General features: G+C 45.7%; 28 protein-coding genes. 5 read left to right on the top strand and 23 right to left on the bottom strand.

Features of this window, described 5'->3' with window-relative positions; translation table 11 throughout:
• Positions 1-169: 169 nt before the first annotated feature.
• Together LG402_RS22165 and LG402_RS22160 are read left to right on the top strand one after the other, a co-directional pair.
• A complete protein-coding gene (locus tag LG402_RS22165) occupies positions 170-481 on the top strand; it encodes a type II toxin-antitoxin system HigB family toxin (RefSeq protein ID WP_042847414.1) in 312 nt (103 codons plus the stop codon).
• On the top strand, positions 478-894 hold the full coding sequence (locus LG402_RS22160; protein ID WP_042847042.1) for a helix-turn-helix domain-containing protein: 417 nt from the start codon (positions 478-480) through the stop codon (positions 892-894). Before LG402_RS22165 ends, LG402_RS22160 begins: the two co-directional genes overlap by 4 nt.
• A 77-nt stretch (positions 895-971) precedes the next feature.
• Here LG402_RS22160 and LG402_RS22155 read toward each other — a convergent pair whose 3' ends face one another.
• The 10 genes from LG402_RS22155 to LG402_RS22110 all read right to left on the bottom strand — a co-directional run bounded on the left by LG402_RS22155 (position 972) and on the right by LG402_RS22110 (position 6,506).
• Positions 972-1,280 (bottom strand): hypothetical protein, encoded by a 309-nt coding sequence (locus LG402_RS22155; RefSeq protein ID WP_166268285.1) that lies wholly within the window; start codon positions 1,278-1,280, stop codon positions 972-974.
• A 24-nt stretch (positions 1,281-1,304) separates the two neighbouring features.
• On the bottom strand, positions 1,305-1,640 hold the full coding sequence (locus LG402_RS22150; RefSeq protein WP_166268283.1) for a hypothetical protein: 336 nt from the start codon (positions 1,638-1,640) through the stop codon (positions 1,305-1,307).
• Between the two features lie 130 nt (positions 1,641-1,770).
• Positions 1,771-2,571, bottom strand: a complete 801-nt coding sequence (locus LG402_RS22145; protein WP_042847045.1) for a methyltransferase — start codon at positions 2,569-2,571, stop codon at positions 1,771-1,773.
• A gap of 63 nt (positions 2,572-2,634) precedes the next feature.
• On the bottom strand, positions 2,635-3,081 hold the full coding sequence (locus LG402_RS22140; protein ID WP_052219361.1) for a hypothetical protein: 447 nt from the start codon (positions 3,079-3,081) through the stop codon (positions 2,635-2,637).
• A 57-nt stretch (positions 3,082-3,138) separates the two neighbouring features.
• Positions 3,139-3,627, bottom strand: coding sequence for a hypothetical protein (locus LG402_RS22135; protein ID WP_042847046.1), 489 nt, complete (start codon positions 3,625-3,627; stop codon positions 3,139-3,141).
• Between the two features lie 123 nt (positions 3,628-3,750).
• Positions 3,751-3,969 carry a hypothetical protein gene (locus tag LG402_RS22130; protein WP_042847047.1) on the bottom strand — a complete coding sequence of 73 codons (219 nt, stop codon included), beginning with the start codon at positions 3,967-3,969 and terminating at the stop codon, positions 3,751-3,753.
• 98 nt (positions 3,970-4,067) lie between these two features.
• Positions 4,068-4,637, bottom strand: coding sequence for a GDSL-type esterase/lipase family protein (locus LG402_RS22125; protein WP_072035184.1), 570 nt, complete (start codon positions 4,635-4,637; stop codon positions 4,068-4,070).
• Positions 4,638-4,776: 139 nt separating this feature from the next.
• Positions 4,777-5,337 carry a hypothetical protein gene (locus LG402_RS22120; protein WP_042847048.1) on the bottom strand — a complete coding sequence of 187 codons (561 nt, stop codon included), beginning with the start codon at positions 5,335-5,337 and terminating at the stop codon, positions 4,777-4,779.
• A gap of 166 nt (positions 5,338-5,503) precedes the next feature.
• A complete protein-coding gene (locus tag LG402_RS22115; protein ID WP_042847049.1) occupies positions 5,504-5,926 on the bottom strand; it encodes a hypothetical protein in 423 nt (140 codons plus the stop codon).
• 157 nt (positions 5,927-6,083) lie between these two features.
• Positions 6,084-6,506 (bottom strand): hypothetical protein, encoded by a 423-nt coding sequence (locus tag LG402_RS22110; protein WP_162762193.1) that lies wholly within the window; start codon positions 6,504-6,506, stop codon positions 6,084-6,086.
• Positions 6,507-6,667: 161 nt separating this feature from the next.
• Here LG402_RS22110 and LG402_RS22105 point away from each other — a divergent pair, with 161 nt between their 5' ends.
• Entirely contained in the window at positions 6,668-7,072 is a 405-nt protein-coding gene (locus tag LG402_RS22105; RefSeq protein ID WP_042847052.1) for a DUF6896 domain-containing protein, read from the top strand.
• 36 nt (positions 7,073-7,108) lie between these two features.
• Here LG402_RS22105 and LG402_RS22100 read toward each other — a convergent pair whose 3' ends face one another.
• The 9 genes from LG402_RS22100 to LG402_RS22060 form a co-directional block, all read right to left on the bottom strand.
• Positions 7,109-7,405 carry a hypothetical protein gene (locus tag LG402_RS22100; protein WP_042847053.1) on the bottom strand — a complete coding sequence of 99 codons (297 nt, stop codon included), beginning with the start codon at positions 7,403-7,405 and terminating at the stop codon, positions 7,109-7,111.
• 54 nt (positions 7,406-7,459) lie between these two features.
• On the bottom strand, positions 7,460-10,855 hold the full coding sequence (locus LG402_RS22095; protein WP_042847054.1) for a hypothetical protein: 3,396 nt from the start codon (positions 10,853-10,855) through the stop codon (positions 7,460-7,462).
• A gap of 1,127 nt (positions 10,856-11,982) precedes the next feature.
• Complete coding sequence (locus LG402_RS22090) at positions 11,983-12,894, bottom strand: RepB family plasmid replication initiator protein (RefSeq protein ID WP_042847057.1); 912 nt, start codon at positions 12,892-12,894, stop codon at positions 11,983-11,985.
• An 875-nt stretch (positions 12,895-13,769) separates the two neighbouring features.
• On the bottom strand, positions 13,770-14,108 hold the full coding sequence (locus tag LG402_RS22085) for a hypothetical protein (RefSeq protein WP_191901268.1): 339 nt from the start codon (positions 14,106-14,108) through the stop codon (positions 13,770-13,772).
• A gap of 3 nt (positions 14,109-14,111) precedes the next feature.
• Entirely contained in the window at positions 14,112-14,633 is a 522-nt protein-coding gene (locus tag LG402_RS22080; protein WP_191901267.1) for a hypothetical protein, read from the bottom strand.
• Between the two features lie 132 nt (positions 14,634-14,765).
• Complete coding sequence (locus LG402_RS22075; RefSeq protein ID WP_191901266.1) at positions 14,766-15,281, bottom strand: hypothetical protein; 516 nt, start codon at positions 15,279-15,281, stop codon at positions 14,766-14,768.
• A gap of 31 nt (positions 15,282-15,312) precedes the next feature.
• Positions 15,313-15,654: a hypothetical protein gene (locus LG402_RS22070; RefSeq protein WP_042847060.1), complete on the bottom strand. Its 342-nt coding sequence runs from the start codon at positions 15,652-15,654 to the stop codon at positions 15,313-15,315.
• Positions 15,623-16,003 (bottom strand): hypothetical protein, encoded by a 381-nt coding sequence (locus LG402_RS22065; protein ID WP_042847061.1) that lies wholly within the window; start codon positions 16,001-16,003, stop codon positions 15,623-15,625. Before LG402_RS22065 ends, LG402_RS22070 begins: the two co-directional genes overlap by 32 nt.
• 70 nt (positions 16,004-16,073) lie before the next feature.
• Positions 16,074-18,473: a phosphoadenosine phosphosulfate reductase family protein gene (locus LG402_RS22060; RefSeq protein ID WP_166268271.1), complete on the bottom strand. Its 2,400-nt coding sequence runs from the start codon at positions 18,471-18,473 to the stop codon at positions 16,074-16,076.
• Positions 18,474-18,623: 150 nt separating this feature from the next.
• Here LG402_RS22060 and LG402_RS22055 point away from each other — a divergent pair, with 150 nt between their 5' ends.
• Positions 18,624-19,790: a hypothetical protein gene (locus LG402_RS22055; RefSeq protein WP_166268269.1), complete on the top strand. Its 1,167-nt coding sequence runs from the start codon at positions 18,624-18,626 to the stop codon at positions 19,788-19,790.
• Between the two features lie 269 nt (positions 19,791-20,059).
• On the opposite strand, the gene dnaB is transcribed toward LG402_RS22055, so the two are convergent.
• From dnaB to LG402_RS22035, 4 genes are all read right to left on the bottom strand, one after another.
• A complete protein-coding gene (dnaB, locus tag LG402_RS22050) occupies positions 20,060-21,469 on the bottom strand; it encodes a replicative DNA helicase (protein WP_042847063.1) in 1,410 nt (469 codons plus the stop codon).
• A gap of 8 nt (positions 21,470-21,477) precedes the next feature.
• A complete protein-coding gene (locus tag LG402_RS22045; RefSeq protein ID WP_042847064.1) occupies positions 21,478-21,840 on the bottom strand; it encodes a hypothetical protein in 363 nt (120 codons plus the stop codon).
• Positions 21,841-21,955: 115 nt separating this feature from the next.
• The gene (locus LG402_RS22040; protein WP_042847065.1) at positions 21,956-23,098 is read right to left on the bottom strand and encodes a ParB/RepB/Spo0J family partition protein; all 1,143 of its coding nucleotides are present in this window, start codon (positions 23,096-23,098) and stop codon (positions 21,956-21,958) included.
• 191 nt (positions 23,099-23,289) lie between these two features.
• Positions 23,290-23,967: a hypothetical protein gene (locus LG402_RS22035; protein ID WP_191901265.1), complete on the bottom strand. Its 678-nt coding sequence runs from the start codon at positions 23,965-23,967 to the stop codon at positions 23,290-23,292.
• 479 nt (positions 23,968-24,446) lie between these two features.
• Here LG402_RS22035 and LG402_RS22030 point away from each other — a divergent pair, with 479 nt between their 5' ends.
• Positions 24,447-25,622, top strand: coding sequence for a tyrosine-type recombinase/integrase (locus tag LG402_RS22030; RefSeq protein WP_210843311.1), 1,176 nt, complete (start codon positions 24,447-24,449; stop codon positions 25,620-25,622).
• Positions 25,623-26,204 lie beyond the last annotated feature (582 nt).

The following is a 26,204-nucleotide window of genomic DNA, read 5'->3' as shown; positions in this document are numbered from 1 at the left end:
AAGAAACCTCTTTTATTGATATTGTTTGTTTTGTTTACCTCTTTATTGAAGCATGACCTCAACCGCTGACGAAGAATAGATAGCAGAATAATTAATTTATTAGTTGCCATATTGGCAACCAATAGTTTAGATGCTACAATGTTGACAAATAGGAAACATGAGAGATGCAATGCACGTAATATCAAGAGAACCTTTTGACCAGGCATCCAAGCGATTTCCAAACAGTGCTCAGGCGCTATCTGACATATATCGAACACTCAAGCGCGACAGTTATCAAACGCCTGATGAGCTTAAAAAGGTTTTCCCCAGCCTTGATCGGATGAAGTATAGAGAGAAATGGTGGGTCATCGACATCAGTGGCAATTCATTAAGAATGATGTTTTTTGCCGACTTTGACCGGGGGAAAATATTCGTGAAACATATAACAACCCACGCTGAATACGATAGGTTGACTGATCACTACCGGAGAACAAAAGCATGATGTTTCAAGATGCAGTAAACGCAGCACAAAACCTGATAAGCATTGTGCCGTTATTGGGAAACAGCCATTCTCGCGAAGACTATGAAAAAGCCGTTCAACTGGTTGAGCACCTTGTCGAAAATGACCCAGACAACCCGCTTATCGACTTGATTTGCGCGAAGATTGATGCGTATGAAAAAACAGCGCCCGAATTTGCTGAATTTAACGAGCGCTTAGCAAAAAGCAATGGCGGTGTAGCAGCATTGAGAACGCTGATGGATCAATACCACCTTAATACGACAGACTTTCAAGATGAGCTCGGTTCGCGCTCATACGTTAGCCGCATCCTCAACGGTGAACGAGGATTAACACTGGAGCACATTAAAAAACTGTCTGCGCGTTTTAATATCCCTGCCTCCATTTTCATAGACTAAACGGTTACAATCGAGTTCCTACACTAACAAAAAACCCGCTTTTTATGCGGGTTTCTTTTTTGATTCAGTGGACAATCTTACCGAATTAGCTGCCGGTTGTGCAGAACAGTACAGGTCGCACCAAGACCCGCATGCAGCACGAAAGCTATCAACACAAATCCCCCTGAAGCTGGGATATGAAACGAGTCTAGGAAAGCCGTTGTCACCGTCAACATCAAACCAAAAAGGCCTATGTATTTAACCGCCAACGAGAGACACACAACCACTGGACTTCGCAGCCCTGGCAATTTGTGTGTTTCGTGATACTGGTACTTTGCATACAATCCACACAGCACCAGCAAGGACAATGTCATCAACGTTAAAGTGCCGATCAGTAGTGCCAGCATGACAACCCCCTTAACCCCAACTTGTCAGCCAATATGGCAAACGCTTTTCCACAGCTTTCGCGCTTCACCACTCACGTCGAATGAGTAGCTCTCACCCAACTCGTTATCATCGAACTTGCACACCAGGCCATACGGCGTAATGAGCATGTGCGCACCCGATACGCTGATCCCAAACAACCGGATGCTGATATGTACGGGAACAGACATCACCCCTTTACCCCTCTGGCGATATCGCTCTAACGCCGAACTGAACATGCCGCGATTAATCAGCACCTCCAGCAAGTGTTCGTTAACCCAACTACCCTGGCCGCCAAAGACGGTTGAATTCGGATTTACGCTGATAATGTTTCGTGGCTTCATCTATCCCCCCAGCGCTCTTTTCAGCGCCTCACTTTGGATGGCGTTCCCCCCCGGTATCGGGAAGTTCCAGTATCACTCAGCAGATATCGCTGACGAAAAAACCGCCCGAAGGCGGCTTTGACATTGGCTGTTAGAGGTCAATTTCCAGTAGAACAGTTTTGACCATCGTGCCGGACTCTTTGAAAGCTTTGTCTTCCAGTTCAGTGAATGAGCCCCCGAGCAGTTTCACACGCTCACGGAAGGCCTTGGTCAAGGCATCTTCACGGAACAGCACGCCCGCAGACAAAATGCCCCGCAGGCGACCACCTTGCGTATACACCCCACCTGAAAGCAGCAGATCCAACGCTCGGTTTGTATGCTTAATGTCGGCCTTATTTTTGAAAGGCGGGTTCATGATGATGACATCGAATTTCTCGTCCATTTCATGGCTGAGAAAATCAGCATTGACCAGTTCAAGGCTTGTGCCCGTAAATTCAGGGTTTACCAGCGACGTAATTTCAGGGTCGCTGTTCAGTTGCTGAACGCGCTTTTCATCCAGCTCAACAGCCACGATATTGAGGTTTTTTGCCGCTTTAGCCACAGCTTTGACAATACGCCCATCACCGCAGGACGGCTCCAGCACTCGATCCCCGTCCTGAATATTGGCACTGGTAACCATCGTATTGATGATTTTTTCCGGCGTTGGAAAAAAGTTGAAGTCGTCTTTTGGCACCACAACCGATCCAGACAGGATAATGTCGTCGATACGCCCTTCCGCACTGCCATCAAAAATATGGGCTTTCTCTTTGCGGTTCCACTTCCCACCAGCGGCTTCAAGCACCTTGTTGGTGTTGGTGTACAGGCGACGATCCAGCTGGCCTTCCAGGAAGAGTTTGTTGCCCTCCACACGCGCTTCAGACAGAACTGCGAGGACGTCATTTGATACTTGCATTTCTTACCCCAATTTATTGATATTGAATTAGCCACCAGCCCCACGCTGACGGCTTAAATTGCTTTACCCGATCACTACGACGGATTGATAGCTTTCAGCAGCCAGTACGTCGTCTTCATCGTTGTCCTGCCAGAACATGGCTGGTAGACGATCAACTTCAAGATGGCTTGGCATCCATCCCAGAGTGCGTGCAACCCAGAAACTTCGGGTATGCCCAGCATTATCGACAACGGATACCCGTTCGCCTTCATAGCCCACCAGCTGAGGACTCAGGTTCCCAGTGCATTGCAAACCGGTGCGCTTCGCGTACTGATGGCCTTTTTCCATCATTGCCATACACTCGGTGTAATGCTCGAAAGAGCCTGCTTTGCTCTTCGGTTCGACAACCCCCATCCACTGAGCCACGGCTTTTGCACGCTTCGCCAGCAGGGCTATCCCGACCTTGAAAACACCACGGTCTTGAGTGAAAACGTATTGCTGTTTTAGCTTGTCGATTTTCAGCTGGTTCATAACGGGTTTCCTCGTTGCGATAATGTTCGGCCTGCGATCAGACCGAACGATTAGGTGTCAGACTACGTACTGTACGTTTAACTCTTGATGAAGCTGCTTTAGGACTGTTTCCCCACTCAATTCCAGCGATTCCATTTTTCCACCGATATAGGCAGCGCCAGTCACTTCAGTGTGGAAAAACGCGCCACGATAAATGATGCTATTCATGACAATGGAGATAACCCCCACGCTGCGAAGCTCATACAACAGCTCTTCTGCCGTCCATTCCATCGCATTGATCCAACCACGCAAATCCTCCAATGCCCCTTCATCTGGCGTAGGAGCCGCAAGCAGTTCATCCAGCTGCTGCACAAACTCATGGTCTGGCTTAAACGCTCTAAGAAAGCTACCAATCGCTTCTTTTCCACTTAGTCGATTAAAACCGAATGAGACACTGCGATTAGATGAATGGAAAAACTCCAACCCTTCTTTGGGCAAGGATCCAATGGGCGCATCTGCACTAAACGTGACGATAAAACTTTGGATAAATTCTTGCTTATCTGACATGTGAATCCTCTTTTCTTATTGGTATCGTTGTTTTGTTTACTTAACCAGTAAAACATGACCTAAGCCGCTGACGAATAATAGAAAAGAGATTATTTTGAGAAACAATATCGAGTAGTGAAAATGTTATTTCCGGAAGGACTCCACAGCTATTTTCCCGTGGTAATGATGAAGCGCGCGAACGCTTTCCTTGTGGTCGTCATCACCCGCCTTGCCCGATTGGCTGTATCGCTTAGTTGTCTGGTATCGCTCAACCAAAGCCATATACTCCGGATCATTTGCCCGGTCATAACGGACAGCAAAGCGACGGCTGACCCCAAACTTGTTTCTACGGTTGGCACCCATGAATCTTCCTTTTAAACCCGAGTTGGTTCGATAGGAAGATCATCCCACAGGTTCAGCGCTGACAAAGAGGTTCAAAATAAAATACATTCCCCCTGTTTTTACTGGTTGAACAGCCTCCCAATTATCAAATCACTACCTTTGCTCGTGTAATGTATCCCGTCATGGGTTCGTACCTGCACATCGTTCACGGTAAGGTTAAACTGACGCCCAATAGCGACCTCGGGGTCGAAAAAAGCGATCTGTGTTTCATCCACCGCCTGACGGATTGCTTGTCTGGTATTTACCAAGGCGGCTTCGGTGGCAGGATTCTTCATTGCAGGTGGCAATATCCAGATAATCGATGCACCGGGGTTGCTCTGCTGGATTTGCTGGATAAACTGTGTTGCCTTCTGCTGGTAGTTCGTGACTTGGTTTGCACCGATGCCGTCATTAGCCCCCAGAGAGATAACCACGGTCTCATAGTCCTGAAAACTCATTGTCTGAACATAATCGTTCCACTTTACCGAACTGCGGTCGGTAAGCCCTGTGCTCTCCTTATAAAGGCCGTCTACTGGGATGTGCTTCTTTGCGCTCGTCGCGAGGGTATAGGTTAAGCTATCACCGATAAACAGTGGCTTAGCCAATGATATTGCAGGCAGGAACAGGGTAAGAAATAAGGCAGTTTTCATAACTATTTCCAGGTCGATACACTGCCGATGATTTTAAAAAAGATACTTTTTTAATCCACGTTAAAGGCCGACGCTTTGCGGACAAAAAAGCCCACACCATCTGGTGCAGGCTTGGAGTCGAACTTTTTAGCACGCCTCATCAGGCCATTGCGGTTTCGGCCAGAGACAAAGCTTGTTCTTGAGTTTTAGCGATCCCCAACCACAAGATCCTTGCTGAAGGAAAGTCGAAGCGCAGGATGTTCAAAGCGCGCTGTTCATCCTCAGCAAACACGGGCTTGTATGCCGCGACACAGCGCTCATACTCAGCACCTTTTCGTAGCTGAGGAATTGCATAAACGATGAAGCAACGGTCTTCTGGCTCACCATATTCCGGTCCTGCTATTGATACAGCGTAATCGAACGCAAATTTTTTCACGTCATAGAAACTACCACTTTCTTCATGTGACATCGTGTATTCAATTTTTGTCCCAGCATTAGCACGTTTTTTCATGTGCTCAGTTTGCTGAGCATTGTTCCAGCGGTGCAATTGCATACGGCTGGCTTCTTTGCCCTTCAGGACAGCCTTGGCGTTTGGCTTGTAGCCTTGCGCGATCAACGCGTCAATCCACTCGCGGACAGTCACTACTGAACCGTTGAAACGGATTGCTGAAGCTAAATGGTTTTCAGCACGTTTTTCGTTTGCATTGACTAATGGGGTCATCGTAACTTCCTCGGTTTATTCATTTTGTTGACCCAATCATTCAAGCATGAGATTGACCGCTGACGAAGTGATTACACGCTGATTTTTATCATAAAAAATGCCCATCGAGGGTGATGGGCATTAAGGGGTATCGTGGGTTTGGGAAGCCCACTTCATTGATCAGACGCTAAGCATGTGTGGCAGCGTCGAACTCGGGTGAAAACACTGGGTTAACGCGAATGACTGTAGCCATTTCGACTTTCAGATTTACCTCCACATATTCCCCGTGCTTTAGAAACTGAACTTTCTGGTCGATACGACGCATTCCAATGCCGTTAGATTGAGCCTGAACCCACCAATCAAAGTCGGGCGGGATTGTCAGAGTTAATCCGTGCCATTGGGTCATAAACACGTTACCCATTGGCTTATACGTTTTCTGAGGCTTGCACCAGAATGGAAACATCAGCTGAACTAATGCACCATTGCGTGGGTCTACAAACTCCAGGAAAACACCAAAAGGTGACTCTCCTAAGACCTTTTTAAAATCCATCCACGCAGCGTGACAGAAGGTATTATCTCTCAATACTTTAACCATTTTCACGTCGTTCATTTCATTCAGCCTTGTTGGTTTCTATGTAATTAGTAAACCATGACCTCAGCCGCTGACGAATAGCGTAAACTATATTATTTTGAATTATTTCTTTTGTGATTGGTTTTGCTTCAGGCAAAAAAATGCCCACCGAAGTGAGCGATTAAAACGGGGCAACTTAACCTTTCCCGTTGATGATCCGAATCAACCTTTCATTCTGCTCCTGTGCCAGTGCTTCCGCCATTTCCTGAACGGCCATCATACGTTTGGTTGGCATGGGCTCGCTGAACAACGACGCAGTAGCAATAGCTTCAAGATACTCAGACTTCAGCTGATTTGCCTCTGCATCAGCGATGGGGAAAGTAGGTAACGGTACGCGTTTCGCGATGGAGGTTGCGACAGATTTCTGCGTTTTCATCGCTGAATTAGTCACAACAAATAACAGGAAATATCCCGCTAAGATACCCAGGCCAATTTTAGCGATCTTTGCTTTGACTCCTTTCGCGGTCAACATGGCTATCGCTGAACAGGTAATGCCCAGGCAAATGAAAAAGAGCGCCCCACCAGAGGTAGAAGCCACTGCGGTGAATAAAGTGATCATATTTCCTCGCTTAAGTGTTGTGGTAGACCAGGATATTGTCCCCCGTAGACAACCGGTAATGAAATTTCTAATCCTCATTTTAAAAATCAAGCCCCCTCTAACTTGACAAGACCGCTAGCGAGGATATTGTTTTGATTAAAATTAATAACAAGGTGGTTAATATGGACAGTCGTCTTCGCGACCTAATCAATGATTATTTAAAACGCGTTTCTGAAGCCATTGAGTTAATGAAGCTCTCAGGGTTCGAATTGCCAATATCTAATAACGCGTGGGCAGGAAACAGCATTCCACAAAGCGGGGAGTTGCATAGTGGCATCAGGTATTTCAAACATGGTTACGGATGCGCCGTGCATTTACGAACGGGCACTATCGATTTTGATTTTGGAGAACACGGGGAATTCAATGGTTTCGATTTTTGGCGCTTATCCGGCTTTGCAAAGGACAATTTAAGCCAATATGGATTTCAAACACCTGATGAATTAAAGCAATGTTTCGACGCTGAAATAACGAAAAGCAATCTGCTTTATTCTGGTTACATTCTTTATTATCTAAATGAACAGCAATAGGCCGGAAACCGGCCTATAAAAACACATATCGCCTACTTATCCGTGAAAGAAAATAGGCATGTTTAATACTCCGTGAAAGAAAATAGGCATGTTTAATACGCCGCTGATAAAGTCCTTTTCAGCTTTCAAATCACGGTAAAACGGTGAGTGAGCCTCTGCCAGTGCCAACAACGCACCACGCTCCGGACCAAATTCATTCACCTGCTGGGTGATCTCCGCAAAAATTTTACGGACGGTTTCCAGGTGACTGGCTGGTAAGCCGTCTTCCTCCAGTAACTGAAGGAATTCCGTGAACATCACATTGCGCGGGATCGGGTTATATTCTTGAGACACATTCACCTCCTAAATGCCCTCAGGGGCGGTTGATAATGCTATTCATACACTGTATTAATTACGCGTTGTCCAGCGTGTCACGCCTTCAGGCAATGGCACTTCCACCTCGGAGAAGTAACCGGTCTGGTATTTTCTCGCTTCTGAGTTACGCGAAAAGATGTAATGCAACGCCAGTTCTTTGTTGGCAAAAGTCATCCTGGTAAAGGTTTTCACTGGTGCAATAATGCCCTCCAGACATTGATTTTCGTTGTACCCAACAGGGCAGATATCGAACCAATGAGCATGGTTGAATGGTGCTTTTGTCTTCGCAATCTTCGCTTTATTCGGATCGTCATAACGCTGAGGCAACGTCACTTCAATCACATCGACAGGGGCATCCTGGTGGAGGTGAGGACTACCAAGCAGTGTATCGATCATAGGCCTGCCGCTTTCATCGCGTAGGCTCTCTGCAAGCCACAGCGTGCTCTTAGAACGATGTGGATGTGACACGTATTCCTGTGCGTAGCGCCAGCGGACATCAAAGCTGTGTATTTCGGATACAGAGTTGCTATTCAGTGAATAGTCCAGCCCGCTGTATTCGAGATCCTTGTTCGTGCTGAACATGTTCACGTCGGGCATTTCCTTAGAGGAAAACATCCACATGTCAGCAGCCTTTGTGCTCAGTTCTTTGATGCGCCCTTCAGGGTGTTTGTAGAACGATGCATACATCTCCGCCAGACCGCTCTTGGCGCTCTCACTTTCCAGCAACTGATAGATGCAGTGTACCGATCGGCTTATAGAGCCCACGTACACAAAGTTCCATTCACTGCCTTCAATGCGGATGCCGATCGGGATCATCAAAGCTGGAACCTGGACTTGCCCACCCGTCTCATGAACGTAGTTCATCTCGTAGTAAGCTTCTTTCCAAAGATGAGACATTTCCGCCAGACGTCTTTGGTTGGCTGGGTTTAAACGATGTAGATCACCGGCTCTGCTTTCCACAAAGCTAAACGCTTCCTGTTTTTCTTCATAACTGCCAAAAGCAGCATTCAGATTCTTCCACGCCTCCGCCTCCGGCCATTCAAAAATTGTTGTTTCCGCCACATTCGAGGCGTTCAGTTTCACCCAGCTGCGTGAGCCTTCTTTGATTCCCGTTTTCGTCAGGTTGAAGTTAATGCGCTGCACCCAGATATGCGGCTCTATCCGATCATCACGCTCACCATCCGTTGGCGCAACGTACAACGATAATTTACCATTCGTGTTCACAATGAGGCGCAAAGGTGCGGCCTTAATTATGCGCGCAAAATCGACTATCTGAGGCAGCATATTCATGCCCCGGCAGGCGATCATGTCCATCACGCCCAGCAGGTTTTCCCACTGCGCTTTGTCGGCCATCGCCTCTGCCAAAGGTGCTCCACGGTTCGCTGCACGCCATGCCATGACTGTTTTGTCGATAACGGTATCTTGGTCGGCTTCATTCCCCACACGCCCTACCACCAGCGCTGCTTTCAGCAGGTCGCGAGACTTCTGCTCTGACTGACGCTCTTCTCGTAGGTACTTAGCCAACGATTTGAACAGCGCAATGTAGTAGGTGTGGTCCGAGCGCACAGCCCGAGAATAGATGTAGTGCTCCAGATGCTCAGCGGTGACCGCGTCCAGGCACAGGTAAGGCAAACGTGCGTCGTCTTCCTTCCACTGTTTGTTGTACTTTTCGATACAGACGTTGACGTTATAGTCACGCGTCACACTTCCTCTCTTGTTGCTATAACTGGTCTTGCTGACTGGCGCTTTGACATTCAACAGGCCGTCTTTGATAAAGGCTACAGCTACGTTGCGGTCGTCTTTAAAGTCCACGGTAAAACTAAAGGAACCATAGGAACGATCGTCATTTTCTTTGGCTGCACCTGGCGCAGTCTCTGGGTTCGCCAGTGAATGCCATTGGCACATCACACGAGAGCCGCTACGTAGGTGACTGTTTGCCCATTCGATGAAACCAGCCAAGGATGGATACTTTTTATTTTCTGGGTTACTCAGCATGCCTGTACCGTCAGCATCATGAATGAAGCGGCAATGTTGCTCTTGGAATTTCATCGACACAAAATTCAGACCCAGACTCCGGTCGTAGAAATCACCAAATAGTTGTTCCCGATGGTCAAGCCCACAACACATAATCAGGAAACGTTTGTAGTGCAGTGCCATGCGCTCATGCGCCTTCAGCCGATCAGAATAAGCGACGTTTTGGAATTTAATTTGTTCCCCATCCATCCCCCGGAACAAGCGCTCTTGCTCATCCCGAGACGGGAACAGCATGTTCGCACCCAGGTGAGACTCCACAGGGGACACGATGCGATACAGGTTTTCGCCGTCGCGAACCATCAAGAATACCTTGGCATTCTCGCTGTTATTAATAAGGTTTTCCATACGGTCTTTGTAGTCGATATAGCGGCGAGTCGTTGCCATGACCAGTACGCAGCGCGGCGAAGGGAAAATTTGATCCACCAGCGCATGGGTATTGCACAGCGCTTGATAGAACTTGTCCAGGTCACCAAAGTCGAACCAGTCACTTAAGTCGTGGTAGATGGCCAACTCTTCATCGACCATCAATTTCTGCTGAACAAAGGTCAGAGGCTCATTGCTGGGAGCGGACTGCCCTTTACGGATCACCTTCACGTTGACGTCTTTGCCAATATAGAGATCTAAAGACTTGATACCGTCCATCAGTTTGTCAACCTGAGAACGCGCATCTTCTGTTGCAGCCAGCTGCGCCGCTGCCATTTCGGCAAAATAAGGCACCACAGCCTGAACTGCCGCTGTAATTTCGATATTACGCTCTTGGATCCACTCGGATTGGATTGTCGCTATTTGATGGTTTTGCTCGGCCGCATCACGCATGTTCTTGATATCGGCTTCAGTCACGCCCGCTGCAATAGCATTACCCACCGAGCCTGTAGCCAGGCGAATAGCGTTATTACTGATAGCAGGCATGGTGCTCGCACTTACACCTTTCTTTGCGGCTTTTTGCTCAATACGTTCTGTCACAATAGCTTTCATCGCCTCAGGGTTAGCGAGAGACTTCGACAGAGATTGAGTTAGATCGGTAACACGCTGCTGGCACAATGCGACTTCAGCATCACGGATCTGACGCGCATCATCAGCGAATACAAAAAGCTCAACAAAGTCATTAAACAAGAATCGGTGCTCTTTGACAGTTCGCTTAACACTGTGAGAAACGCCGTCTTTGTCTACTGTGACAAAGGTTGCGTATTGCTCGTAGTGCTTCGGATGTGCGCGGAGGATGACGGTATGAAGCTGATTTTCAACCCAACGTAGGGATTCGATGAGAAGTACCTCATCCATCAGGATAGCTTCTTCTGGGATATCCTGCATTGCGCGCCAATATTGCCCGCTTTGAAGTGAGTTGAAACGCTGGATACGTTCGACGTGTTCTTCACGAACTACAATGCCTGTCATGGCTCTGCCCTCAATTGTGATTCATTTTCTATTACTATCTTTACACGTAGTGAACAGCTGACGAATAGGTCACAGGCGCACAGAAAGACATATTTGAATAGGGATAGAGGGATCTGACCAGCGCATGTTTGCAGGGCGAAACCACCTTCATTCACCTGCATGTTTGCAGGAGGAAACTCCGCCCCATCGTTACGCGTCTGCGGAAAACAGCATACTTGCAAGGGGTAAAATCAGCTCCTACGCTGCATGTTTGCAGGGGAATAGCATATTTGCAGGGGATAAACTCAGCCCCTCCGCTGCATGTTTGCAGGGGAATAGCATATTTGCAGGGGGTAAACTCAGCCCCCTCCGCTGCATGTTTGCAGGGGAATAGCATATTTGTAGGGGAATAACACTGCCGTTCCGCTGCATCTTTGCACGGGAATAGCATATTTGCAGGGGAATAACACTGCCGTTCCGCTGCATATTTGCAGGGGAATAGCATATTTGCAGGGGAAATTCCCTGCCGTTCCGCTGCATGTTTGCAGGGGAATGCATATTTGCAGGGGGAAACTCCAGCCCCTCCCCTACATGTTTGCAGGGGAAAAGCATATTTGCAGGGGAAATTCACTGCCGTTCCGCTGCATGTTTGCAGGGGAATGCATATTTGCAGGGGGGAAACTCCAGCCCCTCCCCTACATATTTGCAGGGGAAAAGCATATTTGCAGGGGGGAAACTCCAGCCCCTCCCCTACATGTTTGCAGGGGAAATTCACTGCCGTTCCGCTGCATGTTTGCAGGGGAATGCATATTTGCAAGGGGATAAACTCAGCCTACTACTGCATGTTTGCAGGGAAAAGCATATTTGCAGGGGGGATATAACTGCCGTTCCGCTGCATGTTTGCAGGGGAACAGCATATTTGCAAGGGGATATAACTGCCCCTCCGCTGCATGTTTGCAGGGGAACAGCATATTTGCAAGGGGATATAACTGCCCCTTCGCTGCATGTTTGCAAGGGAATAGCATCTTTGCAAGGGGATATAACTGCCCTTCCACGACATGTTTGCAAGGGAACAGCATGTTTGCAGGAGGAAATCACGGTTCCTCAATAACATGTTTGCAGGGGGACGCATACGCCCTGGAATATACTTAATCCAGGTCGGTATTTTTCAACAAATCTGGGTCACGCGAATTGATTGAGAAAAAAACTTGTCGCTTTCCTTTCGACACCCTATAGCCTTCAGTGTACTTGAGGTATTTGACGTCTTCTAATAACTTCATTGCCCTTCTAACCATTTCAAGTTGCTTATAAGGGTCTGAGCGCATATTTAAACGCTTCATCAACCTTTCAAATGAGACTATCTGCACCCTATTCTCACTGTTTGGCAACCCTTCAAGAAAAGCATAGATAGCCTTTGCCACTTCATTTCTTTTGATCGCAGGGAATACCTTCAGCTTCAGAACGCGCTTGTAGTCCATTTTGTACAAGTCACTTAATTTTGGATTGAATTCCAAAATAACTTCGTTTGCAGCTGTATCCACCCTGGAGAAATTCAACAAGTGAGTTGTAGCACTAATCAAATCATCGCCAGTATCTTTGTACACAGATATTGAAGTGGATGTAATTTTTCGAAGTGATTTAGCGACCCTTTCTTTCAGGATTTTGTTAATTTGCCTTGTGTTGTAATCACACATCTTTGCAAAATCACTGAAGGGAAGCACAACTTTATTGTCTACCATTGGATATTCACTGAGTGACTGAATTATTGAAAGCCAGATACGAAAGTCTGTATCCATATCTAATTTAGGCCCAGATATGGTGACTCTGTCATAACCTTCGCTATTAACAATCTCAAGGTTTCTCAGCTCTTCCGAAGCATCCATCACCCTGCTACCAACATTTTTCTTTTCCCTGCTACTAACGGGACTAAAAACACTAAGCCTAAGCAGTGAGATAGGTTGAATCGATCGCGTATCTGTTGATGATATGTAATCAATTTCGCCCGTCGTCTTGTTTTTTACTTCCACAGACAGGCCTAAATCATTAATATCCTTAGCCATAGTTATTCCTAAAATATTATTATTTGTTAACAGGCATTTTGAGCCTTTGCATATTTGCAGGGGGATGTATAACATGTTTGCAGGAGGAAATCAGCATATTTGCAAGGGAAAAATGCATGTTTGTAAGCTGATCTTGCATGTTTGCAAGGGGAAATAACATGTTTGCAAGGGAATTTAACTCTGCAACTGGTTGAAAATAAAATAAAATATCAACCTTAGATCACTTAGTTGTTTTTAGTTATTTAAGATCACAATAGATCCAATTATTAGATCACTCCTGTTAATAACGGGGATAACTTCCTTACCACCCTTCAATTTACTTTAAAAACTCTAAATGTATTTCCATTGGGAAAAATAATTTCAAATCCTACTTTTTCACTCCGCATCTCTATTAAAAACCGATGCCTTTCCGTCCCTAGAAATCAGTGGATTATTCAGTAATAACTCCTTTCCTTCATTCTTGCATAAATCAAAAACCACCTTTAATTGATTGATTTTAAAGATTAACTATAAGGATTTGGTTTCCTTTATTTGTCCACAGCCGGAAGTAACATATACATGTTTGCAGGGGAATGATTTGCATGTTTGCAAGGGAAAATATGCATGTTTGCAGGATGATCTTACATACTTGCAAGGAGAACTTACATATTTGCAGGAGGAAACAGCATGTTTGCGGGGGAAAAATGTTCTATAATACTTTGATAGTATTAATCAATCTCGCCCTTAGATCCCTTAGGTCTTTTTAGATCAGTTATTAGATCAAAAGATCCAATTATTAGATCATCCCTGTGAATAATGGGTATAACTATTTGAAAAGCGGACATCTGGAATGCAATCCGCTTAAAGTTTAAGTAGCCACACGGGATCGAATTTATTTAAAAAGCAATATTTTTTGCCAGACCAAAAACAAAATCATTAGTGAATGTAAAATCACGCCACACCAGGCAACCATCCGCATCACGAATTTCTACCTGAGTTGATGTCTTACTATAACGAATGATCTCAATAGTCTTTCCAGACAAACCACCAGCTCTGATCAATGCTTCTGTAACCTTCAGACCTTCTTGTTGACGAAGGTCATATGCATTGTCATCCGATTCAGTGGAACCCTGTTCAGCACGGGCAATTTGAGCCTCAGCAGAGCGAAACAGGTCAGCCAATTCTTTCCCTTTATTTCGCTCTACACCTGCAAAAACTTCTTCTAAATACGTCATATTTTACCCTTGTGACCAATTTGAAATGATCGTGCTTGTGAAACCAACGATCTCTTTTGAGATCACTTCTTCGGCTTGGAATACTTCGATGCAAATTTCTTTAGAGCCAGAAGCGAGTTCTACCCGACACAATGGAAACGTACCCATAATGTCCCGCTTAAGCTTCGCCAAAAGCTCGCTAAGTGATTTTCCAGGGATCTTTGGAGCTAAGTGAGCAGGAACTGAAACTTGCAGGCAAATCGCCTCAGGGGCGTTACAAGCGCTATCACACATCAAACTCATCGTGCCATAACCGACCAGTGAACGATGATAGAACACCGCTTCACGGGTAGCAGACTCGTGATTGGAGATCAGCGCATAACCATTTTTTTCCAATTCTAGATAGTCGCTATTAGCAATACGCTGAGAGTAGTCCTCACCCCAGGATGCATTATTACGGCCTTCAAAACGGGCATGGTGATAGTGAGACTTTAAAAAAGCATAATGCTCTTCACGGGAAGGCATGGGAATGTGTGAGTAATTCATCAGTGTTTATTCCTTTGCGTATCAGACTTTCAGTATCAAGCCTCCCATGCAGCTGACAAAGGGGTAAACACAACGGAAATCGAAAAACAAATTTAGTTTGTGGAAATGGGTGGGTAATCCCACCCACTGAAATTACTGGCCGACGTTGGTTAACACTTCACGAATGCGATCAATGGTGGTTTGGGCTTTATCATCCCCCACTCCCGCCCCCCTCTTGTGAATTTCGGCCGCAATATGACACACTTGGTCAATGACCATTTCAGGAACTGCCTTCACCACACTTTCCGGACGTGCTAATACGAGATTCATTTCGCAAACAGTGACACCAGCACGACGTGCCATAGCTTCACGTTCACCTGCCGCTACACGCAGATCGTCAATCGATTGCAGCATCGCTTCATTATCTGGCTTACACCCCAGTTCATCGGCAATCTCTTTAATGCATTGCGGAAGCACATCGTCTGAGAAGTGCTGAAGCCGGAACTGGATCAGCGCCAGCTGTTCATCCGGTGTTAAGCTCACGCCTGCCCCCCAGAATGAAAGGCGATTTTTCATGTCCACGAGTCGGGCATGGTTGGTCAGAATATTGGCGTTGCGGGTACCATCAACATCAGGCCCAGCATTCGTTTTTTCAGGTGTCGGATTCATGAAAACCTCATTTTCGGAATGGGTGAATTTCTCAACTACAGTTGCACTTCAACATGAGTTGCTGAAATGTCATGTCGGACATTTTCACTACTTTCTCAGGCACTTCAGCACCGAGACTCTTCAAGTGTGCTCTCAGTTCGTCCCGCTCCTTCATCGTTTCAATCAAGAGCCGAGACACCTGTGCTGACCACTCTGGCCGCATGTGGACTGGCGACTCCGGATAATTGTTCCAGTGCGCCATCATGGTTAAAGCCACGCGCAATGTGTCGCGTTCGAAAACCGAGAGTGACTTAACGCAGATCCCCGGAGGGAATTTTTCCGCCTTAATTAATTTAAGATAGTTAATTTGAGGCCGATTGTTTGCCAGGCTCATGATGCCTCCGTAAAAAAGCAGGTTTTGTGATAATAACGTCCACATCCATGCAACGATTGTCCTGACACATTTGCGCCTGACTTTTGTCGTAGAGCATCAACGCGACACGCTCGCCGGGCAGAGGCAGATCTTTTTCTGCCGGGATCTCACCCACTACATCAATACGGACGGTACTTTTGTTACTGTACAGGCTTAACCCGTCACGTTTTTCAATATCGACTCGGTATTCAGCGATGACAGAATCGGTTTTCTCCTGGCTGGGCATCAATTCGAACCCAGCGATCAGAGCGCCCCCTAACACCATAATCAACGCACCATCTAACAACACATCGGTCATATTCGTTTTCATCATTCATATCCTGTATGAATAGTAAACTTCAATACTGACTCAACTTGTACTGCCGACGAAATTAAGCGTTTCACGCTGCCTCCTGAACGAAGCGCTCCATTGTTCTCACCACGAGACGGAAGTGTTTGCTTAGCGCAACAGGGTCCCGCCCAGCCATTTTGGTGATGGGATCGGAGTCATGCTTCAGCATCAAGCCATCATCCAGTCGCCACAGCATCCGCAGATACTCCAGTTTCAGTTGATTGACGATCACTTCTCTCAGATGCTGAGAGAGCCCCTGGCAGCTTGTAATTGCATTACGACGAGTATGTTGATGGTAACGACGAAAAGCGCGCTCAGTGGACGTGCCGGACTTACTCAGCTTCAACGAGCACCAAGCACTGGTATGTCCGATCACGAAAACCGAAAGTGTGTTTTTGGCCCTATTTTTCTCTTGCTGCATGGATAGTTCATCCTCGCGCGTCAAAGATGCACGGATCCATTGACCGGTTGAGGTCTGATTCGCCAAGTGCCACTGCATGGTGAATGCCAGATTAGCCCACCAGCGTAGACGGATGATACTGGCGTTCACTTTGTTGGCGATCAGAAACTGATAGCGTTCCGTCGTTAGTACACGCAGGTCTTTACGAGACGCAATCCCATCCATTGTCTGATGGCCGTTTAAGCCCAGGCTGCGATAAGTTTGGCCGCGCTGCATCATGCGGTTGTACAGTGCTGACTTTCCTTTGCACAGGGAAACTGCACCGAAGCGCAGATAAAATTGAGCAGCACTGCCGGAGGTGTATTGCCCAGCCAATACCGCTTCACGCAGTCGAGGATATTCCTCCCAAATGATGAACTCAGCAGCATCCGCGTCGATGGTCACTTCACTGTCCTCGCTGAAGCTAACCACGCGACGTTTTCCGTTCGGCGTATTGATAATGCGGCTGGCACGCTCATCGTCGGCACCGTTAAAATAGGCCATTTCAGCGATGGGATCAGCCAGGCCATCCATACCGGAATCATTACCAAACTGCCCGACCTTGACCCACAATGCTTTGGGCATAGGGGTCTTTGGGGTGACAGGCATTTCAGGCTCATCTTCCAGTAAGTCGAGCTCACCTTTTGCCCAGACGCGGCGATAGATTTCCAGAGCATGAAACGGTTTTTCGTTAAAATGGTGGAATGACCACATGAAGTCTATATGGATTAACGCAACCTCACTGACAATGCGAAATTGAGGTGACGCCATGCGGCGGTTGTGGGCGGTGTTTTCCAGTTCGCCCGATCGAAGTTTATCGGCTACATCCTCAGCACGCAGCTGCTCAACGTAGTCCATACTGCAACAAACATGCAGCAGGCGCTCCAGGAAGCGCGGTGAATAGACATCAGGCTGAACCTTGATGAAGCCTCCAGCATACAAGGTGCGACCCACAGGATGCCTATCTTCCCACGCATTGCGACGCTTGGACAAAAATCTCTGAATACGGTTGAGCCCAGCCATGTAACCGTGGCGATCGTCATCAGAACGCAGAAGGTTTTCCATTGATTTATCGAGACCGACCGCCTGGCAAGCCCAACATCCAAACCGGCTCCCACAGGCTTCACTGGATTTTTTCTCAGAACCCGACCAAACACATTCCCCTGTTGCGGCCTTGTAGAGCTCAGCGGTGTCGTTGTTGCTGTCCAGGTAGCTCGGCAGCAGATACTTAGAAGCGCTTCCGGCGCTTAGCAGAAACTCCCACACGTCGCCCTGTAACCAATGCCTGATGGGGTACAATTCGCCGCCTTCTTTTGTGATCTTAACCTGACTCGCATTCCCGCCTTTTAAGGCGATGTTTTTGGCTCGGATAACGCCCTCTGCATCGCGGCTTCCCAGCAGCAAACAGACGCGTTTACCCACGGATTTTGGCAGGCTTTTCACGTATGCCGTTTTGGCGCGTTTGGCCGCAAAAATCTTCAAGTCGTTGGAGCACTGACGCACTGAGCTGTTGGTGAACGTGGGCAAGCCACGCCCCGTCAGTATCCGCCCCGTCCAGCTGGAGGTGAGCCCCGGTTTTGCGAGAACAATAGACAGCGGCAGGTTTTCTTGATCGATGAACTTTTCAAGCGCAGCCAGTTTCTGATCGGCGAGCCAGCGTATCTCAGGGGTTTCAATGCCAGTATCGGTATGCAAAAGGTAATGGTGTTGGCTAATAGGAATTCCCGCGCGAACAGCGCGCACCAACGCCATGAGGAATAAGTGCAGGACAATTTCGGAGTCTTTACCGCTACTCCAGGCGAGGGAGATCGTCCAATTATCAGCAAGGGCTTGGTAGATAGAAGCTGTGCCATTATGGATGAGATCAGCCATGCTGACTCCACGACTGGCATCACGATAGTTCAGGTCGGCATCTTCCTTCAGTGTTTGCCATACGGCCTGCCACTTATCCGCTTTTAAGACTGATATGGAAGGTAGTTCCGGATTTTTAAAGTTGAAGGAATGCTGCATAAATCACCTGTTATTTGTTTTGTTTACAGGATATTTTCTCATGAGGCAGACAGCTGACGAAGTAATGAGCGCTAAAAACAATTCTTTAGCTAGATAATTAAATTTATAATATTCTGTGATAAATTAGACTAAAACCTAAAAGGTTATCTCATGTGGCAAATTGAACTGGAAAGTATAATTAAGAAATTGGATTCAGATTACGAAATTGCGAAGGAGGAAACATTATGCTGTTCAGGGGCAGCTTATTGTGCTTTTGAAGCAAATACAGAAACCTTCAAATATGCAATTGGTTTTATAGAAAGATTTTTTTCGAATAGCAAATTCTTCACCTACATCCTAACATCCTATGAAAATCAAGAAATAATTAATCAGTATATTTCTAATGATGAAAGTAAAGACATTTCATTCGTAATTAAAGGGGCTGACATTTATAATAATTGTAACTGCCTACGCAGCCACCGAAATATTATTAGCCTTAGCTTTATCAATGAGCATAAAGAAAAAACAAAATGGAAATGCCATCATGGCGGCTCTTATGCATCTTGGTTGAGTGGTGCGCACGAAAGAATTGATGTAGCAACATATAACTTGCAACAAATAAAGTTAATTAAAAACAAACTTGAGTTATTTGATTTTATAGAAAAACGATATTACTATCCGAATGAAACATCAAGTGTTAATGATAATAAAATAACACAACATAAAGACAATTATAAGTATTACCATATTTTAGATAGTATTATAAAACAATTCAATAGGGATAAACCGAACGATCTAACAGAAAGAAATGTCGATATCGAATCAATTTCTCAGGAATACAATGCCAATGGAGTGAAGCTAAAACTGGTTGACGCACAGTTTGCCCGGTATAGCTTGTTATCTATTAATGAGTTTACTAACATAGAAAACGACGGTCCGTTTGGTGCTGTGTTTGACAGTCGAATAAATAAGAAATTGCAAATTAATACTTCTCCAAAGTTATTAAATATATTTAAAGAGTTGATCTCCTGTAACTATTTAAAAAATCTAGCATTAAAGCCAATGGGTATCATTGACGTAGGTTTCGGATTGGAATCTATAGAACGAGGCGCCCCTCTTGGTGCATCAATAAAAATGCTACCTTCATTATCTTGTTTTTATGGTGTGATATATAATGATAAATTAATAGTTTCACACAACAAAGAAAAGCAAGAAATAACATTTGAAGAATTAAGGGATGATTACAATCTATTGGATGACGGCTGCGTTGTTACTCAAGTTATTCACATTAAATATTTTATAGTCAAGAATGTGGAGAATACTTCATTGAGCATCTAGATCATGAGTATATTTTATATGATTCATCTGAATATACATTAAAAGAGGAAAAACCTGAACAAAAAGGCAGTGTAGATAAAATAAAAACATTTAAAATTGACAACTCGAAAATTCCTTTTTTCTATAAGCATAAAGGTAATTACTTGCTACTCATAATTCTTGAGCTATATTTTATGAATAAAGAATTATTGCGAGAGTATTTTGAAGAAGTAAATAAGAACAAATAGATAAGTTTAAAAAAAGCCAGAATACCCTGGCTTTGGTAACATTCAATATTCTTCAAACTGTGGTCCGGTGTAGTTGTCAAATCGCGACCACTGGCCGTTGAAGGCCAAACGAACCGAGCCGATAGGCCCGTTACGCTGCTTACCCAGGATAATTTCGGCTACCCCTTTGTGCTCGCTATTCTCGTTGTAGACCTCGTCACGGTAGATGAACATGATGAGGTCCGCATCTTGCTCTATCGAACCCGACTCGCGCAGATCCGAGTTTACGGGTCGTTTATCTGCTCGTTGCTCCAGTGAGCGGTTAAGCTGCGATAAGGCCACCACGGGTACCTGTAGTTCCTTCGCAAGCGCCTTCAAAGAGCGGGATATTTCTGCTATTTCCTGTGTTCGGTTGTCTTTCAACGCCGGAACCCGCATCAACTGAAGGTAGTCCACCATGATCAGGCTCAAACCACCGTTTTCACGAAACACTCGCCGTGCCCGCGATCGCAATTCAGTCGGAGTTAGGCCGCTGCTGTCGTCGATATAGACGTTTCGTTTTTCCAGCAAAATGCCCATCGTGCTTGAAATACGAGCCCAATCTTCGTCATCCAGTTGGCCCGTCCTGATTTTGGTCTGGTCAACGCGGGACATGGAAGCCAGCATACGCATCATGATTTGTTCACCTGGCATCTCCAGGCTGAAAATCATCACAGGCTTGTCCTGTGTCATCGCTGCGTTCTCACAGATGTTCATCGCAAAGGTGGTTTTACCCATTGAAGGGCGCGCTGCGACGATGATCAGGTCGGACTTTTGGAGTCCGGCTGTCTTTTTGTTCAGATCGGTGTAACCCGTATCGACGCCTGTCACCCCGTCATGCGGTGTTTGGTACAGCTGCTCGATGCGCGTTACAGTTTTCTCCAGAATGGCATCAATGCCCATCGGCCCGCTGTCTTTATTAGTTCGAGCCTCTGCAATCTGGAACACACGGCTTTCGGCCAGGTCCAGTAATTCAGCACTATTCCGACCCTGGGGATCGTAACCCGCATCCGCAATATCATTGGCCGCAGTGATCATTTCCCTCACTACGGCACGCTCACGCACGATGTCGGCGTAGGCTGTGATGTTAGCGGCGCTTGGGGTATTTTTCGACAGTTCGGCCAGATAGGCAAAGCCACCGACCAAGTCAAGCTGGTTGTGTTGCTCCAGTGCTTCAGCAAGTGTGATCAGGTCAATCGGTCGGCTTGATTCCACCAGCCGTTGCATCATGGTAAAAATACTTTTGTGGGCACGGGTAAAGAAATCCCCTTCCACAACACGTTCGCTCACCAAATCCCAGCGTTCATTGTCCAGCATCAGACCGCCAAGAACGGATTGCTCCGCTTCAAGTGAATGGGGAGGCATTCGAAGACCAGCCAGACGCATATCTTGTTCAGTGGCGATCGTGGACGAACGTTGATTTTTCTCTTTCATCACCGGCCTCACAGCGTGTTTCGTTGCGCGATTTGGCGTTCACATTCAGCCGCCAAGGACGGGTAATGCTGTGCAATTGCAGAATACAGTTGCTGGCTCATGCAAGAGGCTTCACGTTCCTGCCCAGAGCTACGATACGCATTTTCTTTATCGTGATCGTAGTTGCTGAGCAGCTGTCGAACGTAATTCACTTTTATGCGAGCCAGAAACGCGTCGGTGTTTTTGCCTTTTCGGCGAATGGAATGGCCTTTCCCCAGCGCGCGCGGCTTACAGCCTCGGCTTTCATAGTGGGAGATAGCTAACGTTTCCAAGGAAGCGTCATCAATGACGCGGATGGTGATTTTAGGCAGGATAGGCAGTGCGTGATCCATAAAACCTCCGAGCTGCCGTGACGTTATTTTTTTATTGAACGGCACGGGCGGTGTAGTGAAGTGAGATAAAAAAGGCCGGAGAACCGGCCTAATCTTGCGAAGACAGCGCGTTGGTTTATGCCTCAGCGTCGCCCTCGCCTTCACCGTCATGAGCCTCAGTGGCTTCTTCATTGCCTTCGTTTTCAGCCTCAGCAGCTTCTTTCGCCGCCTGTTCGGCTTCCTCTTCCAGCTTGGCCGCTTCTACATCGCTCAGCGCTGCCATCAGCTGGCGGGCAACTTCAGGGGACAGACGCAGCACCACTTCTTCCGGCACGGTCTCAGCGATTTCAATCTGGTTTTCGTGCTCAGCCGTTGGTGCGGGAGGGATCTGCGAGCGCAGCTGATCCAACGTCGGCAACAGGCTTTCGAAGGTTTTGCGCACGACTTTTGGTTTCACCTTGGCTTTCTTCGGCGAAGACACATAGCGCGCGGTGACGCGGTTTTTACCTGCTTGCTCGGCTTTAGCCAGAGAAGCCATCAGGATGTCGAAAGCGTCACGGTCGGTGCCTTGGCAATCAGTGATCACGTCAATCGCAACATCACCGGACACTTTATCGTCTCGTACCAATTTTTTAATGCGCTCTTCGGCTTTAGCCAGGATCAGGCTGCGACGAACGGTTACGCCGGACAGACCCAGACGACGAGCGATAGAGTCGATTTCGTGGCCCCAATCAACCAGACGGCGGAAACCTTCAGCGCGCTCAATCATCTTCAGGTGCTTGGTGTTGGCGCTTTCGATCATGTTGAAGACTTCTTCGTCCTTACCGCCTTCGAACTCTTCAATGATCAGCTTTTCAAATACTGCACCTTCAGCGATAGCGGCCATCAGGCCGGTGAAGCGGTGGTGACCGTCGATGATTTTCAGGCGAGTCACACCGTTCACAACAACCACTTTAACGCGGATAGCCGGGACGCTGCTCGGGTGGTTCAGGTAGGCGTTCTTGAACATCTCTGCGCGCTCTACATCAACCTCACGCAGGTTCAGGCCTTCTTCAACGTACAACCATGAGACGCTGACCGCGTACACGTTGTTTCGACCAACGTTCAGCTCTTCAAACAGCGCGCTGTTTGCAGCTGTTTTGCGCTCTTTGGATACGAAGTCGCTCAGACCACGCAGCGTGGATGGGGCCTTGTCCATCTGACGCATGATAGCGCCCAGATTGCCCATCAGCTCGTTGTCACGGGAAGCTTGGAAGATTTGTTGTACGTTGATAGTCATGATAGTTACTCCGCAAATTGTTATTGGTTGTTTACGTGTTTGTGCTTACTTCTGAATCCAGTTAAACACGGCGTGTACCGGTGACGAATAGCAAATGCGGAAAAAAATAGTCTTTTTTCGATTGTTTTTTTATCGATGGGAAATGGGCGTAAAAAAAGCCAGTATTGCTGGCCTTTGGTTGGAGAGTTCCGTTACTGTGAGTTGGCTTTCGCTTCCGTCATGATTTTGTTCATTGCAGCGGCAAGCTGCTCGCTTTCACCTTCGGTGTAATCCGGCCAAGGAACGAAAGGACGATTTGTTTTGTTCAGCAAAGAGAAACCTGTAGGGCACCGCCATTGCATTGGAGTCGTTTGACCTTCAGTGAAGTTAACCAACATCAGTTCTTGCTCGCAAGTGACATCTTTCACACCACCGATCTCAATCAGGCGGGTGCTCATTATCCCAAAATGTTCATCTGCAAACTTCAAGTGGTCATAGGCCGCAAATGTGCTGTAAAGGCCGACCCACAGAAGGATCTGGATATTAAGGATAGTGCCTATCTGTCCGAGAGTTTTTTCTTTCATGGCTTTGCGTAATAAAAGCGCGGCACCAAACAGCAAGTACAGGCCACCAGCCAGGAAAAGCCATACAGGTAAATTGGAGCCTGATTGGTCCACCTGTTCAGAGCCTGCATCCATCAATGATTTGATGAATGGAGCAAGGAGCAAGAAGAAAGCCGGAACATAGAATAGCCAAGTCAATTTTACTTGTCCGATAGCTGCTATACGTTTTTCCTTGTCAAGGCTCGCTTCTTCTAGCACAACTTTCATTGTTTTTGCGAAGGAAAATATCGCTGCGATCATAAATAGGACCGTCATTATTAAATACATTTACTCTCCAAAACTCAGGAATACATACTTTGAAGCAATGGTACAATGTTAATAATTAAAATAGTAATTAATTCAGTCGCAAATTGAGGGGCATTTTCAGGTAACGGTAAATAAACTGCCACCCTTCCCCGTGTGGTGTACGGTAATCCAGGCGCGGTAGATGCTGCTTTGCATCGTGTTGATTATAGTTTTTCGATGCAGTATTGAATTGGAAAAAATGCGCGAGCTCATGCGCTACCAGCGCCCGAAGATGGTCTAGTCGGTTAATGGAATAAAATGAGCCAATTTCCTTATCCTTGCAAACATGCGCGTACTCGTGAAAGTAGCATGCAAACATGCGCAGGCCGTATATTTCGACCAAATCCGTCTCGAAGATGAGTAACCAGTACTGAAAGGTTAGGTGCTAATATAGTACCTAACCTTTATTTTCAATGTGTTATGTGAATATTCGCGTGCTGATGGTAAATCAAGGAGCACCAATGGCACATGTACATTTCATGTATATTTCATGTAATTCTCGTGGTTATTATATTTGGCAAAAGTCATATGTAGGAAAGCTAATTCGATTTGACTTGAGAACTAGAGATCTACAAATCGCTCATAAACGTTCAAAAATTCTACTTAGTACTTTTCATCGATTAAAAAAAGAATGCACTGATTTTGATGAGATCAGAGCACATTTAATGAATGAACGAGATATGTTCATCGAAGAAGGGATCCATTTAGAGGCAAACTACATTTATTGGATTAATAGCGGGAATTTACCTAATAGACAGCTGAATGATAGCCGCTTTCAAGCTAAAGGGCATAAAATTAGTCAAGTTGCTGATGAGTGGTACAACGAAATGAAATCTGAATGGAGGCCATTAACATTTAAAGGTAACAAGGCTGCGATTGATTATTTAATTAGCCTATATGGTGATAAAGATATTCAATCATTTAACAAACCAAAGGTAGCTAGTTTTAAAAAAGCTTTAAAGAATAAGTATAAGTCTGAATTCTCTAGCCAATCCATGTTTAAGAAAGTATCAGCTCTTTTTAGCTTTGCCGCTGATAAAAGGGATTATATTACTAAAAATCCTTTTAGTAATATGGGATATAAGAAGATTAAAAAAATTAACCCTAGAATCTCAGTATCCACTGAATCACACAAAAAAGTACTTGAACTTATAGAGCACAAATCTCATCTGTGGTGGCTTATACAGGTACTATATTACACAGGTATGAGAGTGACCGAATGTATACAGCTAACAGAGCAGGATTATGTATACATTGCGGATAAAGGACAAAAGATAGCTTGTATAAGTGTTAATGATAGGGATGGTAAGAGGATTAAAAATTCAAGTAGTATAAGAACTATACCAATTCATAAAAATTTACTTCAAAGCGGAATTATGGATGAGAAGCCAGTATTTCCATGGGCTGTTCATAATCCAGTATCTAATGCTGTAGCAAACCTATTTAAAAAAATAGATGAAAAGCATAGCCCACATGACTATCGATACGCTATGAGTGATAGGCTAAGAGATATATCAGACCTTCCCGACCATATAAGGTTTAGCATACTTGGTCACAGTAGTAGTACTATGACTGATAGCGTATACAGAGGGAAAGAGCCTATTTTTCTGATGAAAGAAGCAATTGACCGAACTTAGCCATGTTGTTCCAACATAGCTAAGTTTTTACCATCAGCACGCGAATATTCACATAACACATTGAAAATAAAGGTTAGGTACTATATTAGCACCTAACCTTTCAGTACTGGTTACTCATCTTCGAGTACTATCAGTACTGGATCCTAATCCAAAAAAATTAGTTATTACAATGAATTATAATTCATACTCACATGCTAATGAGTTTAGTTTTACATGAATATTACATGATTATATCAGGCTCCAGTACTGATATGGTAGCGTTATGATAAGTACAAAACTGAAGCTCAATGTGTTCTCGCGACAAAGTTACTTGCCTTTAGTACTCGAATTGTTTTGGGTCAGGATGGATTTTATCTATCGAAAGTTTCTAAGGAATCTGTTGCTCATGTAAAAAATGAAGGGCTTTTTATATCATTGAAGTAAAAGTTCAGTACTGATTTGCGGTTATTGGTATGCATACACCTTAGCTAAGCTATCAATGATATTTGTTGATTACTGTACTTGCCATTTTATTTTTATAAAAAAGTGTCCAATGGGTCAGCAGAGGTATTAAGAGATACATTATTACCATTGGACATTTTT

The organism is Proteus sp. NMG38-2 (assembly GCF_020640995.1).
In the GTDB taxonomy this organism is placed as follows: domain Bacteria; phylum Pseudomonadota; class Gammaproteobacteria; order Enterobacterales; family Enterobacteriaceae; genus Proteus.
The sequence above is the reverse complement of the archived record's forward strand: the minus strand, read 5'-3'. Positions and strand labels throughout refer to the sequence as shown.

Coding starts and splice junctions, on each gene's coding strand:
- LG402_RS22155 (WP_166268285.1), bottom strand. CDS start 1,280: ATGCTGGCACTACTGATCGGCACTTTAACGTTGATGACATTGTCCTTG.
- LG402_RS22115 (WP_042847049.1), bottom strand. CDS start 5,926: ATGAACGACGTGAAAATGGTTAAAGTATTGAGAGATAATACCTTCTGT.
- LG402_RS22160 (WP_042847042.1), top strand. CDS start 478: ATGATGTTTCAAGATGCAGTAAACGCAGCACAAAACCTGATAAGCATT.
- LG402_RS22135 (WP_042847046.1), bottom strand. CDS start 3,627: ATGTCAGATAAGCAAGAATTTATCCAAAGTTTTATCGTCACGTTTAGT.
- LG402_RS22045 (WP_042847064.1), bottom strand. CDS start 21,840: ATGGATCACGCACTGCCTATCCTGCCTAAAATCACCATCCGCGTCATT.
- LG402_RS22055 (WP_166268269.1), top strand. CDS start 18,624: ATGTGGCAAATTGAACTGGAAAGTATAATTAAGAAATTGGATTCAGAT.
- LG402_RS22105 (WP_042847052.1), top strand. CDS start 6,668: ATGGACAGTCGTCTTCGCGACCTAATCAATGATTATTTAAAACGCGTT.
- LG402_RS22110 (WP_162762193.1), bottom strand. CDS start 6,506: ATGATCACTTTATTCACCGCAGTGGCTTCTACCTCTGGTGGGGCGCTC.
- LG402_RS22080 (WP_191901267.1), bottom strand. CDS start 14,633: ATGAATTACTCACACATTCCCATGCCTTCCCGTGAAGAGCATTATGCT.
- LG402_RS22165 (WP_042847414.1), top strand. CDS start 170: ATGCACGTAATATCAAGAGAACCTTTTGACCAGGCATCCAAGCGATTT.
- LG402_RS22070 (WP_042847060.1), bottom strand. CDS start 15,654: ATGAGCCTGGCAAACAATCGGCCTCAAATTAACTATCTTAAATTAATT.
- LG402_RS22075 (WP_191901266.1), bottom strand. CDS start 15,281: ATGAATCCGACACCTGAAAAAACGAATGCTGGGCCTGATGTTGATGGT.
- LG402_RS22120 (WP_042847048.1), bottom strand. CDS start 5,337: ATGACCCCATTAGTCAATGCAAACGAAAAACGTGCTGAAAACCATTTA.
- LG402_RS22130 (WP_042847047.1), bottom strand. CDS start 3,969: ATGGGTGCCAACCGTAGAAACAAGTTTGGGGTCAGCCGTCGCTTTGCT.
- LG402_RS22060 (WP_166268271.1), bottom strand. CDS start 18,473: ATGCAGCATTCCTTCAACTTTAAAAATCCGGAACTACCTTCCATATCA.
- LG402_RS22145 (WP_042847045.1), bottom strand. CDS start 2,571: ATGCAAGTATCAAATGACGTCCTCGCAGTTCTGTCTGAAGCGCGTGTG.
- LG402_RS22090 (WP_042847057.1), bottom strand. CDS start 12,894: ATGGCTAAGGATATTAATGATTTAGGCCTGTCTGTGGAAGTAAAAAAC.
- LG402_RS22125 (WP_072035184.1), bottom strand. CDS start 4,637: ATGAAAACTGCCTTATTTCTTACCCTGTTCCTGCCTGCAATATCATTG.
- LG402_RS22035 (WP_191901265.1), bottom strand. CDS start 23,967: ATGTATTTAATAATGACGGTCCTATTTATGATCGCAGCGATATTTTCC.
- LG402_RS22065 (WP_042847061.1), bottom strand. CDS start 16,003: ATGAAAACGAATATGACCGATGTGTTGTTAGATGGTGCGTTGATTATG.
- LG402_RS22150 (WP_166268283.1), bottom strand. CDS start 1,640: ATGAAGCCACGAAACATTATCAGCGTAAATCCGAATTCAACCGTCTTT.
- LG402_RS22040 (WP_042847065.1), bottom strand. CDS start 23,098: ATGACTATCAACGTACAACAAATCTTCCAAGCTTCCCGTGACAACGAG.
- LG402_RS22030 (WP_210843311.1), top strand. CDS start 24,447: ATGGCACATGTACATTTCATGTATATTTCATGTAATTCTCGTGGTTAT.
- LG402_RS22085 (WP_191901268.1), bottom strand. CDS start 14,108: ATGACGTATTTAGAAGAAGTTTTTGCAGGTGTAGAGCGAAATAAAGGG.
- LG402_RS22140 (WP_052219361.1), bottom strand. CDS start 3,081: ATGAACCAGCTGAAAATCGACAAGCTAAAACAGCAATACGTTTTCACT.
- dnaB (WP_042847063.1), bottom strand. CDS start 21,469: ATGAAAGAGAAAAATCAACGTTCGTCCACGATCGCCACTGAACAAGAT.
- LG402_RS22095 (WP_042847054.1), bottom strand. CDS start 10,855: ATGACAGGCATTGTAGTTCGTGAAGAACACGTCGAACGTATCCAGCGT.